The organism is Leminorella grimontii ATCC 33999 = DSM 5078, from assembly GCF_000439085.1.
Taxonomy (GTDB): domain Bacteria; phylum Pseudomonadota; class Gammaproteobacteria; order Enterobacterales; family Enterobacteriaceae; genus Leminorella; species Leminorella grimontii.
The window spans coordinates 33933-50479 of record NZ_AUUA01000019.1 but is presented as its reverse complement, the minus strand read 5'-3'; the positions used below and the strand labels follow the sequence as shown (position 1 = coordinate 50479).

The window sequence follows — 16547 nt, the reverse complement described above, 5'->3', positions numbered from 1 at the left end:
GTGCGTGAGTTCGGCATGTCGGCCATCATGAACGGCATTGCGCTGCACGGCGGTTTTATCCCCTACGGCGCGACCTTCCTGATGTTTATGGAATATGCGCGCAACGCGGTGCGCATGGCGGCGCTGATGAAAATCCGCAGCCTGTTTGTTTACACCCACGACTCGATTGGCCTGGGCGAAGACGGCCCGACCCACCAGCCGGTAGAGCAAATGGCCAGCCTGCGCCTGACGCCGAACATGCGCACCTGGCGCCCTTGCGACCAGGTGGAATCGGCCATTGCGTGGAAGGCGGCGCTGGAGCGTAAGGACGGCCCGAGCGCGCTGATATTCTCCCGCCAGAACCTGGCGCAGCAGCCGCGTACGGCCAAGCAGTTGGAAGACGCGGCCCGCGGCGGCTACGTGCTGAAGGGCTGTGAAGGCGCGCCGGAGCTGCTGCTGATTGCTACCGGTTCAGAAGTGAGCCTGGCGGTGGACGCGGCCGAGAAGCTAACGGCGGAAGGCCATCGCGTGCAGGTGGTATCAATGCCGTGTACCGAAGCGTTTGACGCTCAGGACGCCGCGTACCGCGAATCGGTGCTGCCGTCGGCGGTGACGGCGCGCGTAGCCATCGAAGCGGGCATTGCGGACTTCTGGTACAAGTACGTGGGCCTCAATGGCCGCATCGTCGGCATGCGCTCGTTCGGCGAATCCGCCCCGGCGGAGCAGCTGTTTGCCGAGTTCGGCTTTACGGTGGATAACGTGCTGACTCAGGCGCGCGAACTGCTGAAGTAATGGCGTTTTAACGGCGCGCACACGTTGCGCCGATGTGAACGCTGTCTTATAACGCTCCCACGGTTTTCCGCCGGAGGAGCGTTTTTTTATGCGATAAGCAAAAGAACCGGTAGTAATTTTGCAGAGATTTTCGTAATCTTCTTATCTCCTGCTGAAGCGTTTCAGTTTGCGCAATGGGCAAGGGATCAGTGAGATATATACAGGCCGGAATGAGCGGGTGAGCGAAGCGGTAGCCCAGTCATACATGAAGTGGGCCGTTGGGGTTAAAACTGAAGGCTAATCTCAACTATACTTTTCGTGTTATCATTCATCGCATTGTTTTATCCGGCATGTTAACGGTTTTTTGATTCTGTGTTAGTTGCGCTCAGGGATTTCCCCCTGATTTACCGCGCTGAGTGAAAAACCGTTTAATTGGAATCAGCCACGGTCTGACGACAAGCGTTGCGCCAGGCTATGCTCATATTGAAAAAGAATGAACAAGAGGATTCACAATGACTGTAATTAAGATGACCGATCTGGATCTGGCCGGTAAACGCGTTCTGATCCGCGCCGACCTCAACGTTCCTGTCAAAGAGGGTAAAGTGACCTCTGACGCCCGCATCCGCGCTTCTTTACCGACTATTGAGCTGGCGCTTAAGCAGGGCGCTCGCGTCATGGTGACGTCTCACCTTGGCCGCCCGACTGAAGGCGAATACAACGAAGAGTTCTCTTTGCTGCCGGTCGTGAATTATCTGAAAAATACGCTGAAGTCACCGGTTCGTCTGGCTAAAGACTACCTTGACGGCGTAGACGTTGCGCAAGGCGAGCTGGTCGTATTGGAAAACGTACGCTTCAACAAGGGCGAGAAGAAAGACGAAGAGTCTTTGTCCAAGAAGTATGCCGCGCTGTGCGACGTGTTCGTCATGGACGCTTTCGGCACCGCCCACCGCGCCCAGGCGTCAACCCACGGCGTAGCGAAGTTCGCGCCGGTAGCCTGCGCCGGCCCTCTGCTGTCTGCCGAGCTGGAAGCGCTGGGTAAAGCGTTGGACAAGCCCGCGCGCCCGATGGTGGCTATCGTCGGCGGCTCTAAGGTTTCAACCAAGCTGACCGTTCTGGACTCTCTGTCCAAGATTGCCGACCAGCTGGTCGTCGGCGGCGGCATCGCCAATACCTTCATCGCCGCGCAGGGCCACAACGTGGGTAAATCTCTGCACGAAGCGGATCTGATCCCAGAAGCGAAGAAGCTGATGGAGAGCTGCCACATTCCGGTTCCAACCGACGTGCGGGTCGCGACCGAGTTCTCTGAAACCGCGCCGGCGGTGATGAAGTCCGTTTCTGATATCAAAGACGACGAGCAGGTGCTGGATCTGGGCGACGCTTCAGCCCAAGAGCTGGCCGATATTCTGAAGAACGCCAAAACCATTCTGTGGAACGGCCCGGTTGGCGTGTTTGAGTTCCCCAACTTCCGCAAAGGCACTGAAATCGTTGCTCAGGCTATCGCCGAAAGCGACGCATTCTCTATCGCCGGCGGCGGCGATACTCTGGCGGCTATCGATCTGTTTGGCATTGCCGACAAGATTTCTTATATCTCTACCGGCGGCGGCGCGTTCCTTGAGTTCGTTGAGGGCAAAGCGCTTCCTGCGGTCGTGATGTTAGAAGAGCGAGCAAAAGAGTAATGCAGTAGAACACGGGAGCTTAGCCTCCCGTGTTTTTTATGTTCTTGCGCTGAATCGATAATGTTTTAAAAGACTTATATGTCTTCCTGTCACTCGATGCGTACAGAGTATATGATTAACGGGTAAGCGTTTTTATCCATCACTAGCTAAATGAAAAATAGGGCGAGTAGCATGTCTAAAATTTTTGATTTCGTAAAACCAGGCGTTGTGACTGGTGATGATGTTCAGAAAATCTTCAGTGTTGCTAAAGAAAATAACTTCGCGCTGCCCGCAGTGAACTGCGTGGGTACAGACTCCATTAACGCCGTTATTGAAGCGGCCGCAAAGGTTCGCGCCCCGGTTATCATTCAGTTCTCCAACGGCGGCGCACAGTTTATCGCCGGTAAGGGTATGAAGCTGGAAGGTCAGGGCGCTGCCATCATCGGCGCAATTTCCGGCGCTCATCACGTTCATCAGGTGGCTGAATACTACGGCGTGCCGGTTATTCTTCACACCGACCACTGCGCTAAAAAGCTGCTGCCGTGGCTGGACGGCCTGTTAGACGTCGGTGAGAAGCACTTCGCCAAGACCGGCAAGCCGCTGTTCTCTTCCCATATGATCGACCTGTCCGAAGAGTCTTTGGAAGAAAACATTGAGATTTGCAGCAAGTATCTGACCCGCATGGCGAAGATCGGCATGACGCTTGAAATCGAGCTTGGCTGCACCGGCGGCGAAGAGGACGGCGTTGACAACAGCCATCTGGATAACTCCGCGCTGTACACTCAGCCGGAAGACGTTGACTACGCTTACCAGAAGCTTAACGCCATCAGCCCCCGCTTTACTATCGCGGCCTCTTTCGGCAACGTTCACGGCGTATACAAGCCAGGCAACGTTAAGCTGACGCCGAAAATTCTGCACAACTCTCAGGAGTATGTGTCTAAGAAGCACGGCCTACCGCACAACAGCCTGAACTTCGTGTTCCACGGCGGTTCCGGCTCCACTGCCGCTGAGATTAAAGAAGCGGTCAGTTACGGCGTGGTCAAAATGAACATCGACACCGACACCCAGTGGGCAACTTGGGAAGGCGTGTTGAACTACTACAAGAAAAACGAAGGCTATCTGCAGGGCCAGCTGGGTAACCCGGAAGGCGAAGATAAGCCGAACAAGAAGTACTACGATCCGCGCGCGTGGCTTCGCGCAGCTCAGTCTACGATGATTGCGCGCCTGGAGCAGGCGTTCAAAGAGCTTAACTGCGTAGACGTTCTCTGAGTCGCCAAACTGGCGTGATAAAAATACCGGCCCAGGGGCCGGTATTTTTTTACCTGATAAGAGGTGCAGGAAGTGATTAAAACTCGTCCTGCATCAGATAGTTATAGGCATACTGCGCATACAGCTCAGCGCCCGCCACCATCGTATCCTCATCGATGTTAAAGCAGCCGTGGTGATGCGCCCAGTCGCTTCCTTTTTCAGGGTTGCCGGTGCCGACCAGCGCAAAGCAGCCCGGAATGTTCTCCATATAGAAGCTGAAGTCTTCTCCGCCGGTGGTCGGTTTGCCCGTGATAAGCGCCCCGTCGCCAAACGCCTGACGGATAGTGGACTGAGCCAGCAGCGCGCTGCGCTCTTCGTTGATAACCGGCAGCGTGCCGTACGTGTAGTCGACCTGTGCGCTGGCGCCGTAAATCGCAGCAGTGTGCTCCGCATAGCGTTCGATGGCGGCCTTGATGCGTTCGCGGCTTTCTATATCGAAGCAGCGAACCGTGCCGTCCAGCACGGCGTTTTCAGCGATGACGTTAAAACGGGTGCCGACATCCATTCTGCCGATAGAGACCACGGCTGATTCAAGCGGCGAGGTTTCTCTGGCGACGATAGCCTGTAGGTTCATCACGAAAGACGAGGCGACGACGGCGGCGTCGACGCAGGCTTCCGGCATCGAACCATGGCCGCCCCGGCCTTTAAACGTTACTTTCAGCAGGTCTGCGGATGCGAACGAACGGCCGACGTTACAGGAGATCTTGCCGGAAGGGGCGATAGACCAAATGTGCATACCGAATACGTTGTCGACGCCTTCGATCGCGCCCTGCTTGATCATTTCGATGGCGCCCTGAGCTATTTCTTCCGCCGGTTGGAAAATCAGGCGCACGTTGCCGCGCAGCTGGTCCCGATGCTCATGCAGCGCTTTGGCTGCGGTTAACAGCATGGCGGTGTGGGAATCGTGCCCACAGGCGTGCATCTTACCGGGCGTCTGTGATTTATAGCTTAGCTGGTCGTTGAGCTCTTGAACCGGCAGGGCGTCCATGTCGGCGCGCAGCGCGACGGTTTTTCCCGGCTTGCCGCCCTTGATGTCCGCGATAACGCCGGTAGGCTTGGTGAGGCGATAAGGAATACCTATCTCGGCGAGCGCCTGGGCGACTTTCTCAGTGGTGCGGAACTCTTCCCACGGTAGCTCCGGGTGGGCGTGCAGGTCGCGGCGAAACGCAATCATCTCGTCCTGATGCTTCTTAACGGATGCCGCGATGTCTGTATTACTCATGTGTTGCCTCTGTCATTTCTAGTACAGTTTGGAAAATAACGTCTACGCCCTTTTTCAGCTGTTCATAGTCGGTCCACTCATCCGGGTGATGGCTTAATCCGTCGCGGCTGGGGACGAAAACCAGCCCAACGTCGGTAACGCCGGCAAAAATCATGGCGTCGTGACCAGCGCCGCTGACCATCGTACGGTAGCTTAGCCCCAGCTTTTCGCTGCTTTTTTGCAGTGATTCAAGAATGGCGGCGTTAAGCGGCGTAGGCGACACGTAAAGCGGCTGCTCTATTTCTGCCGTCACGCCGTCGCGGGCAAATTCTTCAATGCAGGCGCGGGTAGCGGCGATCGTTTGGCGAAGCTTTTCTTCGCTTTTCGAACGAATGTCTACCGTAAAGCTGACTCGGTGGGGAATAACGTTCGCGCCGTTCGGGTATACCTGAAGCTTCCCAACGGTCGCAACGGTGGCCTCGCCCGCTTGGCGGGCAAAGTCGCCGATTCGGCTGACCATGTGGCTGGCGGCGACCAGCGCATCCTGGCGGCGGTCCATTGGCGTTGTGCCCGCGTGGCCCGCTTTCCCCGTCAGAACGACGTTCATCTGAGTAATGCCGACGATAACGTCGACCAGCCCGACGTCGGTACCGGTTTGTTCCAATACGGGGCCCTGCTCAATGTGGAGCTCGATAAACGCCTTCAGGGAAGATGGCGGAATGACGACGCTTTCGACGTCGTCGGCGTTAAAACCGACTTCCGCCATACGAGCCGCGGCGCTGACGCCCTGCGCATCGCAAAGACGATGGAGTTCTTCCGCGTTGACTTTTCCCACTATGGCGCTTGAAGCCATCAGCCCGCGGCCAAAGCTGCCTCCCTCTTCTTCAACCAGCGCGACGACCTCCAGCGGATAGCGGGGCGTCAGCCGGTTTTCGTGAAACAGCGAAGCGATTTCCAGCCCCATCACTACGCCAGCAGGGCCGTCGAAGGCGCCGCCGTGGGGAACGGAGTCGAAGTGCGAGCCAATCATGACGGCGGGACGCGCGTCGTCGTCGCCAGACAGGCGGCCAAATATATTGCCGATGGCGTCTTCGCGAACGGTGAGCCCGGCTTCCTTCATCTGTTCTTTAATATAGGCGCGCGCCTGTTGCCCCTGCGGGCTGTAGCTCATGCGGGTAGTGCCCGCACCGGGCGTTGCGGTAAATTCGGCCAGCGCCTCGATGCGGCGCTGGATTCTGTCCGTTTTTGCGTAAATAGCTGCGTGAATCATGTTTTATCCTGAGATAGGCGTGATGTAGCCAACCATAATGCCTGCCAGCACGACGGAAACCATGGTGACGGAAATAAAGCCGCCGACCAGCATCGGGCCAAGCATGTGGTTAGTTAGTACCTGACGTTCTTTCTCATCTCTGGTTAAAGAGGTGATGGCTTCGTTGGTAATAATGTAGTCCGCGGGGAAACCGTACAGCGCCGTCAAAGAAATGGCAAACGCCATTTCCATGCTGATGCCTAAAATCTTGCCCACGATCCAGGATACGATAAACATGCCGATGACGGCGGTAGCGATAAGCACAACCATCGGAAACAGCAGGCGCATCAGCATCTCCGGCGTCGCCTTGTTGAGCGTATCGAAGATAAACAGCATCAGCACCATCACGGCGAAACCAAAGCCGTTAGCCTTTTGCAGCGGGTGCCTTTCGAGGAAGCCCAGGGAAGAGGCGATAACGCCAAACAGCAGGCACAGCACGAACGGGCTGATGCTGACTATCGGCGCAACGGCGGTAGAGGCCAAATAGGCAAGCAGTGAGACTGCCGCCAGGCGCAGAAACTTGAAGTAGCTGGTGTTGTAGTGTGAAGGAATGCGGCTAAACAGGCGAGGCATTTTATCTTCAGCGGCAACGGTCGACGTTTCGTGCTTGTCGGCTGCGGCATCTGCCGGGGAGGCGTCTTCCCACTCTCCCGCTCGGTATTTAGCCAACACCCGCTTGCCTTCGCGCTGAAGCATGATGGCAGTGAGCGGATAGCCCGCAAAACCCTGCATGACGTAGATAAGAATGGCGAATACCGATAGATCGACCAGCCCAGCATTGGCGGCGCCTTTAGACATGATAAGCGACGATACGATGCCGCCAACCAGCGGCGGGATAGTGACTATCGCCGTGTTCATATCGAACAGAACCATACATACGGCAAACACGGCGGCAATGATGCCCGCGATGCCGGCCAACGAGATCACGATCGTTTTCCACTGGCGCCCAAGCTCTTTCATTGAGAGCAGGGTGCCCATGTTGGTGATCAAAAGATACATCATCATTACGGCGACCGGCGTAGTGATGCCGGCGACGCTGATAATGTCTTTGGGAAAGAAGGTCCAATAGCCGATGAGAAACAGTACGGCGCAGACAAAAACGGACGGGATCCAAGCCTTGGTTCTGACGGAGACGGCGTCACCGACGTAAAGAATAAAAACAATGATTAAAAGCGCTAACATCTGCGACATAGAGAAGTTCCATTTATATGTTTTAGATTATCGTATTATTTAGTATTTAATTTCATTAATTGGTTTTATTTTGGTTTATAACTCCAATCATTGCCCGACGCATGCGCGAAAAGCAGAGTATAAAGCTACTTCTAACTTAATATGACTGTCAAGCTTGAGTGACGGATATGGCAATAAAAATGGACGGTTGAGGAAGAATTGAGCATTTCAGAACGCAGGGATAATAACGAGGTGTAGAAATTTATTATATTATTTTTATTATTAAACAATGTATTGCGTTATTTTCAGAGTGAAATGCTTTCACGGAGGAATTTATTCGAATAATTATTCGATCCGAACGGCAAACTTCGTTTACTATTTTTGTTCCGTTTCACTCTGTTAAGAGGAGCAACTCGCTATGGAAAATATTGACGTCAGCAGCCAGCTGTCTCAGTTTGAAGTCTGGCTGTCCGCCAATAAGAATCTGCTCATAGACTATTCAATCAATCTTGTTATTGCGTTCATCATTCTCCTTATTGGCTTTTTCATTGCTCGGATCGTGCATCGACTGGTCATGAGGGTTTTGAACGCGCGTTCGGTAGATAAGACGGTGAGCCAATTTGTCGCTTCTTTGGCGCGCTACGCTATTATCGTCTTTACCATAATAGCCGCCCTAAGCCACGTTGGCGTGCAGACCGCGTCGGTCATCGCAGTTCTCGGTGCGGCAGGTTTAGCCGTTGGTTTAGCGCTGCAAGGATCGCTGTCCAACTTTGCCGCCGGCGTTATTTTAGTGACCTTCCGGCCGTTTCGCGCTGGTGAGTTTGTTACGTTTGGCTCCGTGAGCGGAACGGTAACCAGCATCCATATATTCTCAACTACGCTGGATACCGTGGACGGTAAAATGGTCGTAGTGCCGAACAGTAAAGTGATCGCCAGTGAGATTATCAACTTTTCTCGCGATCCGAACCGCCGCGTAGACATCACCGTCGGCGTGGGCTATGAAGCGGATATCGACGCCGTAAAACGGGTGCTTGGTGAGGTGGTGGAGAAAGACTCCCGTATTTTAACCTCGCTGGGAGTGACTATCCGACTCAACGAAATGGCCGCTTCTTCTCTCAACTTCGTCGTTCGGGTTTGGGTAAAAAATGGCGACTTCGCCAACGTCTACTTTGACCTGATGGAAGGCTTCAAGCGCGCTCTGGACGCCAATCAGATCTCCATTCCCTACCCGCAGATGGACGTTCACGTTCGTACGCCCGCTGCCGGTCAGTAACTTTCTATCCTCCGTTAATCGGGGAACGTCCCCGATTAACGCATCCTATAAGCTACGCTAATGGGCAATTAGAATTATCCATTTCCCTGCGCTGAATCAGCCGGTTAGTCTATCGCGTCATTAAACGGTTCATAAGCGAGGCGTAAAGTGCTGTTGACCTATTTTCAGGGCATCGTGTTGGGCATGGCGATGATCTTGCCCATAGGGCCCCAGAATGCGTTTGTATTGTCACAGGGTATGCGTAGGCAGTATCCGGTGATGGTTGCGGGGATGTGCGCGCTAAGCGATGCGGCATTGATTTCCCTCGGCGTTTTTGGCGGCGGTGCGCTGTTGGCGCAGTCGCCGCTGGTGCTTCAACTGGTGACCTGGGCCGGCGTGCTGTTTCTTATATGGTACGGCTGGGGCGCGTTTAAAGACGGGCTTCGCGCAGGCGGCGAAGCCTTTAGCACTCAGGAAAACGGGGTTCGCAGCCGCTATCGCATTATTGCTACGGTGCTGGCCGTGACCTGGCTCAATCCCCACGTCTATATTGATACGGTGGTGGTGCTCGGCAGCCTGGGAGAGCAGTTTGGTTCACTGCGCCTGTGGTTCGCTATGGGGGCGGTAACGTCGTCCGTCGTTTGGTTCTTTTCTCTGGCGCTGCTGGCGGCCTGGATGTCGCCGTGGCTACAGAAGTCTTCGGCTCAGCGCGTCATCAATTTCGGTATTGGCATCGTTATGTGGGTGATTGCCTTTCAGCTCGCCAGGCATGCATTAGGACTTATGGCATAAACGTCAATATGGTGTAAATTTTGTTGTGATTCAGTTTCGGTATCCTATGATACGGTCGTTATGCACTCTTCAACGGAACACACGGGCTTAAGGAGACACCATGAAGTTGAAAACGTTAGCCATTGCCGCGGCCTTTGCTGCCATGCCTTTGACCATGCAGGCGGCGGAATTGCCAAATGGTCCTCATATCGCGACGTCGGGCAACAGTATCGTTAAGGCTAAACCCGATATGGCGACGCTGTTTATTGAGGTTAACGTATCGAACAAGTCCGCGGCGGAAGCCAAGAAAAAAAGCGATGAGCGCGTAATGAAATACATCGACTTTTTGGAAAAGAGCGGTATCGCTAAAGCTGACATCGACTCGGCCAATATTCAAACCCGCATTGAATATGGCGACGGCAGCTACGTCAGCAGCGCGAAAAGAACGATTAAGGGCTATATCGCGACCCGTCAGGTTAAAGTCACCGTACGCCAGTTGGATAAGCTTAACTCGCTGTTGGACGGGGCGTTAGCCAACGAGCTGAATGAAATCAACGACGTTCAGCTGGGCGTTTCAAAAGATGACGCTTATCGCACCGAAGCGCGCCAGAAGGCGGTAGAGGATGCGATAGCGAAGGGCAATGCGCTGGCGAAAGAGTTTGGCGTGAAGCTGGGGCCAGTGTACAGCGTTCGCTATAACACTAGTGGCGTAAGCGGCAGCGGCGCGATCCCGGCCATGCAGTATCGCGCTAAGACGATGGCCTATTCTTCCAGCGCGGATGAGAGCTACGAGCCGCAGAGCATCAGCTTTAGCGATAGCGTAGACGTCGTGTTCGACATCCAGCGCGAACAGAAAGCCAACTAGGCGAATACCTTAAACCTGCCTTAATACCTGACGCCCGTATCCCAAAAGGGCGTCAGTCACTTCCCTCATAATCTTGCTTTCCGGCGAAAAGCGATGCCAGTAAAGCATGCGCCGCTGGCACAGGCCGGGCGTCAGGTCCATTAGTTCTCCGTTAGCCAGCTCCCTTTCGATTTGCAGGTGCGGGATCATACAGCAGGTGGTTCCCTGCTTGGCGAGCTGAACGAACGCCTCTGACGAGCTGACGATATGGCAAGGTACGCTGCCCGGCGGCAGGTCGAAGTTTTGCTGTAAAAAGGCCTGATGCATGTCGTCCAGGTGATCGAACGCTACCGCAGGCGCCTTTTGCAGCGCGCTGCGAGTGACGCCGTTGGGGAAATAGCGGTCGGCAAACTCCGGCGAGGCGACGAAAATGTAGTCCAGCGCGCCTAATTGATCGACTAGGCAGCGCGGCAGCGCCTGTGGCTGAATACTGACGGCGCCGACGACTTCTCCTAGCCGCAGGCGTTCCTGCGTGCGGGTTTCGTCCTCAACCTGTAGATTAAGGCGTATGGGAGAATCGGAAAGCACCGGCTTAAGCGCGGGTAAAAGCCAGGTAGCCAGGCTGTCGGCATTAACCGCCAGCGCGAGCTGAAGCGGGGAATCTGCGCTGCCTTCGTCGTTAAGCCACTCGTCTTCTAAAAGCTCTACCTGATGCAGCAGCGCCAGCAGCTTTTGCCCCTGTTCGGTCGGCTTGGGAGGGACGGTGCGGATTAGCAGCGGCTGGCCGTAAAGGTATTCCAACTGCTTGATGCGCTGGGATACGGCCGATTGCGTAATGCATAGCTTTTGCGCCGCGCGCTCGAAGCCGCGTTCGCGAATGACCGCGTCCAATGCCTGAAGCACTCGATAGTCTGGGCGTTTCATTTCCAGTGTATTCTCCGTTTAGCCAAGCCACAGCCTAATCGGCTTAAAGTTACTACCCGACACTATGCCATACTTTTATTATCGCCGTACATTTCTTGAGGGTTAGGCTGTATTGGCGCCGCCGTTACTTTATACAAGTCATCCTTCAAGCTGCCTCTTCGTTGGCTACGCTCGCTCACCCTAGTCACTTACTTATGTAAGCTCCTAGGGATTCCCTCGCTTGCCGCCTTGATGCAACTTGAATGATTTTTTGTATATAATAATTGCATTTTTGGCAAGGCAGGTAGATTTCACCATGACGCAAGATGAATTGAAAAAGGCCGTCGGCTGGGCGGCGCTTAAATACGTGCGCCCGGGAACCATTGTGGGCGTCGGTACCGGCTCGACGGCGGCGCACTTTATTGACGCGCTCGGCACCATGAAATACGACATCAAGGGCGCGGTGTCCAGCTCAGTCGCCTCCACCGAGAAGCTGAAAGCGTTGGGCATTGAGGTTTTTGACTGCAATGAGGTCGACGAATTGGACATTTACGTCGACGGCGCCGATGAGATTAACGGCCATATGCAAATGATCAAAGGCGGGGGCGCGGCGCTGACGCGTGAAAAAGTGGTGGCTGCTATTGCTCATCGCTTTATCTGCATCGCTGACGCCTCCAAGGAAGTCGACGTGCTGGGCGCGTTTCCGCTTCCGGTGGAAGTTATTCCGATGGCGCGTTCTTACGTCGCCAGAGCGCTGGTTAAGCTGGGCGGCCGCCCCGTATATCGCCAGGGCATTGTGACCGATAACGGCAACGTGATTCTAGACGTACACGGACTGAGCATCGTCGATCCGATTGAGTTGGAAAATCGTATCAACGGCATTGCCGGCGTAGTGACGGTAGGGCTGTTTGCTAATCGCGGTGCGGATATCGCGCTTATCGGAACGCCTGGTGGCGTTAAGGTTATTGAAAAATAAACCTTTATTTTACGTTCCGGGCAGTCGGCGCCAGACCGTGCTCGGGGCGTAAGGTAAAATATATTTCATATAACTAAAAAAAATTAAATTTGGTGATATCCGTCACGGTTGTTTCATTTGTGTTGTTTCTTTCAGATATTCCAGCGTCTATTAGTGAAATATGTCTAAACTCCCCGGTTATTCCGCCTCTTATCCTGAATGGTTAATCGTTTGCTCCTGTTGCCGTAACGTCTATTTTTGATATGTTGACGAGAGTAGTTATATAAAAAAATAAATCATGGGGCAAAGTTCAGGAAATGGTCAAAGTATCATTAGAAAAAGAGAGAATTAAGTTTCTCCTGGTCGAAGGCGTACACCAGAGCGCCGTAGACAGCCTGCGCGCAGCGGGCTATCACAATATCGAATATCATAAGGGCGCGTTGAGCGATGACGAGCTGAAAGAAGCCATTCGCGACGCACACTTTGTCGGTATTCGTTCACGTACTCACCTGTCGGAGGACATTCTGTCCGCAGCGGAAAAGCTGGTCGCTATCGGCTGTTTCTGCATCGGCACCAACCAGGTCGATCTGGCCGCAGCGGCCAAGCGCGGCGTTCCGGTATTCAACGCGCCGTTCTCCAACACGCGCTCCGTTGCCGAAATGGTGCTGGGCGAGATCCTGCTGCTGCTGCGCCGCATTCCGGAAGCGAACGCGAAAGCGCATCGCAACGAGTGGTGCAAGCTGGCGGTCGGTTGCTTTGAAGCGCGCGGTAAGAACCTGGGAATTATCGGCTACGGCCACATCGGCACTCAGCTGGGCATTTTGGCCGAGTCTATCGGTATGAACGTGATGTTCTACGACATCGAAAACAAGCTGCCGCTGGGGAACGCACAGCAGGTTCACCACCTGTCCGACCTGCTGAACAGAAGCGACGTTGTGTCTCTGCACGTGCCGGAAACGGCCAGCACCAAGAACATGATGGGCACCAAGGAGCTGGCGATGATGAAGCCAGGCTCAATATTAATCAACGCCTCGCGCGGTACGGTAGTGGATATTCCCGCCCTGTGCGACGTGCTGGAGAGCAAGCACCTGGCCGGCGCAGCGCTGGACGTCTTCCCGGTGGAACCTGCGACCAATACGGATCCGTTTGAATCGCCGCTGTGTGCGTTCGACAACGTTCTGTTGACGCCGCACATCGGCGGTTCAACGCAGGAAGCCCAGGCCAACATCGGTATGGAAGTGGCCGGTAAGCTGACCAAATACTCCGACAATGGTTCTACGCTCTCGGCGGTTAACTTCCCCGAAGTGTCGCTGCCTGCGCCGCAGGAGCACGTCAGCCGCCTGCTGCACATCCACGAAAACCGCCCGGGCGTGTTAAACCAGATTAACCAGATCTTCGCTGAGGAAGGCATCAACATTGCCGCGCAGTTCCTGCAAACCAACAACGAAATTGGCTATGTGGTTATCGACGTGGAAACCGACCGCGCCGACGAAGCGCTGGAGCACATGAAGTCAATTCAGGGCACCGTCAGGGCAAGGCTGTTGTTCTAAGCGTATTAGTCAGATAAGGCGACCTATGGTCGCCTTTATTTTTTTCAAGGAGGATGAACAGTGGGAAAACTGTACGATCAGCTAAAAGAAATATTGCCGAAAAAGCTCTGGATCCCTGATGAGCTGGCGATGCTTTATGACTGGATTGAGCAGCGAGGCACGTTTATTGATAACGAAAGCGGCTTTCGGTCAGGGTTTTTATACCCTGTAGATGAGCTCGAGAGTGTCGACGATGAGCGCGAAGGAGGAACGATTGTCCTTTTCACAGGTGCAAGGAATCAAGGGATAGAGCAATGGTTTGGCAGAAGTGAGCGCGATCCTGAGATCGTTGATCGGTTATGCGTGTTTGCTCGTACCGGAGGCGATGGTTCAGAAGCTGCGCTTTGGTTGGACGACAGTGGTGAACTGAAAATTGTCCATATGGGATCGGGTTCCGGCTCGCTTTTAAGCTGCGTGTTGGCTGACAATATGGTCGATTTTCTACGCTTGATTGCTATCGGCTATGATGAAATCTGCTGGGATGAGTGTTTTGCCTGGCCGCCCAATGATGAACGGGCCGACTCCTATGAGTATATACATCCCAATCTTGCCTTTCAGCTGTGGGTACAGGATACCTTTAACACTACAATCCCGGAAACCGCGCTGGAAATTATCAAACATCCCTCAAGTATGGATGATGAATCGAGCGAGGACGCCTTCTGTCAGTGGTTACAGAAAATAAGGCTATAGCCAACGCCAGTGCCTGGACGGCGTCAAAATCTCCGGCAGCGGCACGTCCCAGCTCTCATGGGTTAATTCCTCCACCTGCTGGCAGTCGTGAGCGATGCCGATGGGATATGAGCCGTCTTGGCGCCAGTTTCTGAGCGTGCGGTCGTAATAGCCGCCGCCCATGCCCAGCCGATTCCCCTGCGCGTCAAAGGCGACCATCGGCGTGACGATAACGTCCAGCTGGCTTACGGGAAGCACGCGGCGCACGTCGAGCCTGGGCTCCAGAATGCCGAACGGATGATGAGTCATGACGCTGTCTTTTTCATAGCGCAAAAAGAGCAGATGGCCTTTGCTGAAAGGATGAAGAACGGGGAGGTATACCTCTTTTTCCTGCTGCCAGAGCGTATCTATCAATGGCCGCGTATTGATTTCACCGTCAAAAGAGAGAAAGAGTGAAATGCGTTTAGCGGCGCGTACGCGAGGATGTTCAAACAGTCGTTCATGAACTCGGCGAGCCGCAAGCTGCTGCTCTCTTGGCGAAAGCGCATTGCGCCGCTGGCGTATCTCTTTACGCAAGGTTTGGCGTTGGGGAAAGGGCGTCGTCATGAATAATAAGCGTCAGGGATGTTAGACCGCTGATGAAGGGGGAACTCCGAGGTGCCGTCTCAGGCTGTAACCCTTGAACCCTTGGTTCAAGGTGAACGCGAATATACCGTTATCAGGCTTCCCGGACGGACCGGGCATGCTCACAAAAGGTAGGACCCGCATTCTTTTGGTTTGAAATATCGGCTCAGGGGACTGGCCCGATAACGCACACCTCAGAGAATTCTGTTTAGAACCCGTACAACACGTTTTCTATAATCCTTAGTTAGCCATAACCTCTCAACGCTTGGCAATGGCTTAAAATGATTATAGGGAATTTATTCGAAGTTTGCACTCCGGCGCTGAGAGATTTGACTCTGTTCGACTAATGCTTGCTCAATTGTATCCTGCAGCATGCGGATGCGCATTTCCATGCTCTTGGCGTATTCATCCGTTTTGTCTTTTTCCTGAGTCAGCTCATAGCTGATATTCAGCGCGGCGGTGAGGATAAGCTGTTCGCTGTTCGTGACGCGGGTTCTTTCTTTTAAGTCCAACAGGCGCTGGTTAAGGTCGGCCGCCGCCCGGCTGAGAGCTTCACGCTGTTCCTGCGGGCAGTTGATCCGCAGAGACTTACCTAAAATCTGTATATCTACAGGTTGTGCTGACATGTTACCTTCCTGCCGGGAGCGGGGAACGCCCGCTGCGCCTAACCAATGAAAAAACGCCTATACTCGTCGTTTTTCAAGCTGCAGGCGCGTTGGCTGAGTTCGTTCACCCGAATCACTTACTAGAGTAAGCTCATTGGGATTCACTCTCTTGCCCTCTTCCTGCAACTTGAAATTCATAGAGTATAAGCCCGAATGCCAATGCGCTCGGACGGCTATAATTTAACAAACAATAGCGATTATACCAAACACTCGCCCGCTACGGCTCAAGTTTCCCGATTATGACGTTGGTGGTAGCATAGCGGTAACTCATTCTTTTTTGACGGTGGTAAACGCAATGGCGTCCGAAAACTCACTTCCCTCTTATCAGTCTATCAATGCCGCACTGGCGCAGCAAAACGTCGCGTTGACCGCCGCCGAGATGCACGGCCTGCTGAGCGGCCTTCTGTGCGGAGGCTGCAACGACGGCAGTTGGGTCGTTATGGTGCACGACCTGACCAATGACGGTCTGGCCTTTGGTTATCCTTTGGGCGACTTGGTGAAAGGGCTTTACGAAGAGACGAAGGAAGAGTTGGAAGAGGACGGTTTTAGCTTTGAAATGCTTATCCCCGATGACGACGCCTCTATCTACGAGCGCATCGACGCGCTGGGCGGCTGGGTAAACCACTTTCTGCTAGGGCTGGGCATGATGCAGCCGAAGCTTGGCCAGGCGAAGGGCGAAGTCGGTGAGGCGATTGCCGATTTGCGTAACATTGCGCAGCTCGGCTACGAAGAGGACGACGACGCCGAAGAGCTCGAACTCTCCTTTGAGGAAATTCGGGAATACGTTCGAATGGCCGCGATGCTGTGCCATACCGATTTCGCCAAGCTTTCCGCCTCCGGGGCCCAAAACGGCAAGCCGACGCTGCATTGAAAAAACATTGA

16 protein-coding genes and 1 other RNA gene are annotated in these 16547 nt (G+C 54.1%); 10 read left to right on the top strand and 7 right to left on the bottom strand.

Annotation, left to right across the window (positions count from 1 at the left end):
* The 3 genes from G544_RS0116325 to fbaA all read left to right on the top strand — a co-directional run.
* Nucleotides 1-771 (top strand): transketolase-like TK C-terminal-containing protein (locus tag G544_RS0116325; RefSeq protein ID WP_027275593.1); only part of this gene is annotated, 771 nt, incomplete at its 5' end.
* A gap of 491 nt (nucleotides 772-1262) precedes the next feature.
* On the top strand, nucleotides 1263-2426 hold the full coding sequence (pgk, locus tag G544_RS0116320; protein ID WP_027275592.1) for a phosphoglycerate kinase: 1164 nt from the start codon (nucleotides 1263-1265) through the stop codon (nucleotides 2424-2426).
* Nucleotides 2427-2597: 171 nt separating this feature from the next.
* Nucleotides 2598-3674, top strand: a complete 1077-nt coding sequence (gene fbaA, locus G544_RS0116315) for a class II fructose-bisphosphate aldolase (protein ID WP_027275591.1) — start codon at nucleotides 2598-2600, stop codon at nucleotides 3672-3674.
* A 76-nt stretch (nucleotides 3675-3750) separates the two neighbouring features.
* On the opposite strand, the gene G544_RS0116310 is transcribed toward fbaA, so the two are convergent.
* The 3 genes from G544_RS0116310 to G544_RS0116300 are packed head-to-tail and all read right to left on the bottom strand — an operon-like array spanning nucleotide 3751 to nucleotide 7414.
* Entirely contained in the window at nucleotides 3751-4935 is a 1185-nt protein-coding gene (locus G544_RS0116310; protein WP_027275590.1) for a M20 family metallopeptidase, read from the bottom strand.
* A complete protein-coding gene (locus tag G544_RS0116305; protein ID WP_027275589.1) occupies nucleotides 4928-6184 on the bottom strand; it encodes a Zn-dependent hydrolase in 1257 nt (418 codons plus the stop codon). Before G544_RS0116305 ends, G544_RS0116310 begins: the two co-directional genes overlap by 8 nt.
* Nucleotides 6185-6187: 3 nt before the next feature.
* Entirely contained in the window at nucleotides 6188-7414 is a 1227-nt protein-coding gene (locus tag G544_RS0116300) for a hypothetical protein (RefSeq protein ID WP_027275588.1), read from the bottom strand.
* 397 nt (nucleotides 7415-7811) lie between these two features.
* Between G544_RS0116300 and mscS the strand changes: the two genes are divergently transcribed.
* The 3 genes from mscS to G544_RS0116285 all read left to right on the top strand — a co-directional run bounded on the left by mscS (nucleotide 7812) and on the right by G544_RS0116285 (nucleotide 10281).
* Nucleotides 7812-8666 (top strand): small-conductance mechanosensitive channel MscS, encoded by an 855-nt coding sequence (mscS, locus tag G544_RS0116295; protein ID WP_027275587.1) that lies wholly within the window; start codon nucleotides 7812-7814, stop codon nucleotides 8664-8666.
* Nucleotides 8667-8813: 147 nt separating this feature from the next.
* A complete protein-coding gene (gene argO / locus G544_RS0116290; protein ID WP_027275586.1) occupies nucleotides 8814-9437 on the top strand; it encodes an arginine exporter ArgO in 624 nt (207 codons plus the stop codon).
* 100 nt (nucleotides 9438-9537) lie between these two features.
* Nucleotides 9538-10281, top strand: coding sequence for an oxidative stress defense protein (locus tag G544_RS0116285; protein ID WP_027275585.1), 744 nt, complete (start codon nucleotides 9538-9540; stop codon nucleotides 10279-10281).
* Nucleotides 10282-10290: 9 nt separating this feature from the next.
* Here the strand turns inward: G544_RS0116285 and G544_RS0116280 are convergent, their stop codons facing one another.
* On the bottom strand, nucleotides 10291-11184 hold the full coding sequence (locus G544_RS0116280; RefSeq protein WP_027275584.1) for a LysR family transcriptional regulator ArgP: 894 nt from the start codon (nucleotides 11182-11184) through the stop codon (nucleotides 10291-10293).
* Between the two features lie 295 nt (nucleotides 11185-11479).
* Between G544_RS0116280 and rpiA the strand changes: the two genes are divergently transcribed.
* The 3 genes from rpiA to G544_RS0116265 all read left to right on the top strand — a co-directional run bounded on the left by rpiA (nucleotide 11480) and on the right by G544_RS0116265 (nucleotide 14397).
* The gene (gene rpiA, locus G544_RS0116275; protein WP_027275583.1) at nucleotides 11480-12139 is read left to right on the top strand and encodes a ribose-5-phosphate isomerase RpiA; all 660 of its coding nucleotides are present in this window, start codon (nucleotides 11480-11482) and stop codon (nucleotides 12137-12139) included.
* Between the two features lie 296 nt (nucleotides 12140-12435).
* The gene (gene serA, locus G544_RS0116270) at nucleotides 12436-13668 is read left to right on the top strand and encodes a phosphoglycerate dehydrogenase (protein ID WP_027275582.1); all 1233 of its coding nucleotides are present in this window, start codon (nucleotides 12436-12438) and stop codon (nucleotides 13666-13668) included.
* Between the two features lie 60 nt (nucleotides 13669-13728).
* The gene (locus tag G544_RS0116265; protein ID WP_036024361.1) at nucleotides 13729-14397 is read left to right on the top strand and encodes a hypothetical protein; all 669 of its coding nucleotides are present in this window, start codon (nucleotides 13729-13731) and stop codon (nucleotides 14395-14397) included.
* Here G544_RS0116265 and G544_RS0116260 read toward each other — a convergent pair.
* The 3 genes from G544_RS0116260 to zapA all read right to left on the bottom strand — a co-directional run bounded on the left by G544_RS0116260 (nucleotide 14392) and on the right by zapA (nucleotide 15626).
* Nucleotides 14392-14982, bottom strand: coding sequence for a 5-formyltetrahydrofolate cyclo-ligase (locus G544_RS0116260; protein ID WP_027275580.1), 591 nt, complete (start codon nucleotides 14980-14982; stop codon nucleotides 14392-14394). The two genes, G544_RS0116265 and G544_RS0116260, sit on opposite strands and share 6 nt — an antisense overlap.
* 39 nt (nucleotides 14983-15021) lie before the next feature.
* Nucleotides 15022-15204, bottom strand: a non-coding RNA gene (ssrS, locus tag G544_RS21835) — 6S RNA.
* A 92-nt stretch (nucleotides 15205-15296) separates the two neighbouring features.
* Nucleotides 15297-15626, bottom strand: coding sequence for a cell division protein ZapA (gene zapA / locus G544_RS0116255; RefSeq protein ID WP_027275579.1), 330 nt, complete (start codon nucleotides 15624-15626; stop codon nucleotides 15297-15299).
* A gap of 334 nt (nucleotides 15627-15960) precedes the next feature.
* Between zapA and G544_RS0116250 the strand changes: the two genes are divergently transcribed.
* Entirely contained in the window at nucleotides 15961-16536 is a 576-nt protein-coding gene (locus tag G544_RS0116250) for a YecA/YgfB family protein (RefSeq protein ID WP_027275578.1), read from the top strand.
* Nucleotides 16537-16547 lie beyond the last annotated feature (11 nt).

Bases quoted from the DNA above. Each gene is read 5' to 3' on its own strand.
- pgk (WP_027275592.1), top strand. From the start codon at position 1,263: ATGACTGTAATTAAGATGACCGATCTGGATCTGGCCGGTAAACGCGTT.
- fbaA (WP_027275591.1), top strand. From the start codon at position 2,598: ATGTCTAAAATTTTTGATTTCGTAAAACCAGGCGTTGTGACTGGTGAT.
- G544_RS0116310 (WP_027275590.1), bottom strand. From the start codon at position 4,935: ATGAGTAATACAGACATCGCGGCATCCGTTAAGAAGCATCAGGACGAG.
- G544_RS0116305 (WP_027275589.1), bottom strand. From the start codon at position 6,184: ATGATTCACGCAGCTATTTACGCAAAAACGGACAGAATCCAGCGCCGC.
- G544_RS0116300 (WP_027275588.1), bottom strand. From the start codon at position 7,414: ATGTCGCAGATGTTAGCGCTTTTAATCATTGTTTTTATTCTTTACGTC.
- mscS (WP_027275587.1), top strand. From the start codon at position 7,812: ATGGAAAATATTGACGTCAGCAGCCAGCTGTCTCAGTTTGAAGTCTGG.
- G544_RS0116285 (WP_027275585.1), top strand. From the start codon at position 9,538: ATGAAGTTGAAAACGTTAGCCATTGCCGCGGCCTTTGCTGCCATGCCT.
- G544_RS0116280 (WP_027275584.1), bottom strand. From the start codon at position 11,184: ATGAAACGCCCAGACTATCGAGTGCTTCAGGCATTGGACGCGGTCATT.
- rpiA (WP_027275583.1), top strand. From the start codon at position 11,480: ATGACGCAAGATGAATTGAAAAAGGCCGTCGGCTGGGCGGCGCTTAAA.
- serA (WP_027275582.1), top strand. From the start codon at position 12,436: ATGGTCAAAGTATCATTAGAAAAAGAGAGAATTAAGTTTCTCCTGGTC.
- G544_RS0116260 (WP_027275580.1), bottom strand. From the start codon at position 14,982: ATGACGACGCCCTTTCCCCAACGCCAAACCTTGCGTAAAGAGATACGC.
- zapA (WP_027275579.1), bottom strand. From the start codon at position 15,626: ATGTCAGCACAACCTGTAGATATACAGATTTTAGGTAAGTCTCTGCGG.
- G544_RS0116250 (WP_027275578.1), top strand. From the start codon at position 15,961: ATGGCGTCCGAAAACTCACTTCCCTCTTATCAGTCTATCAATGCCGCA.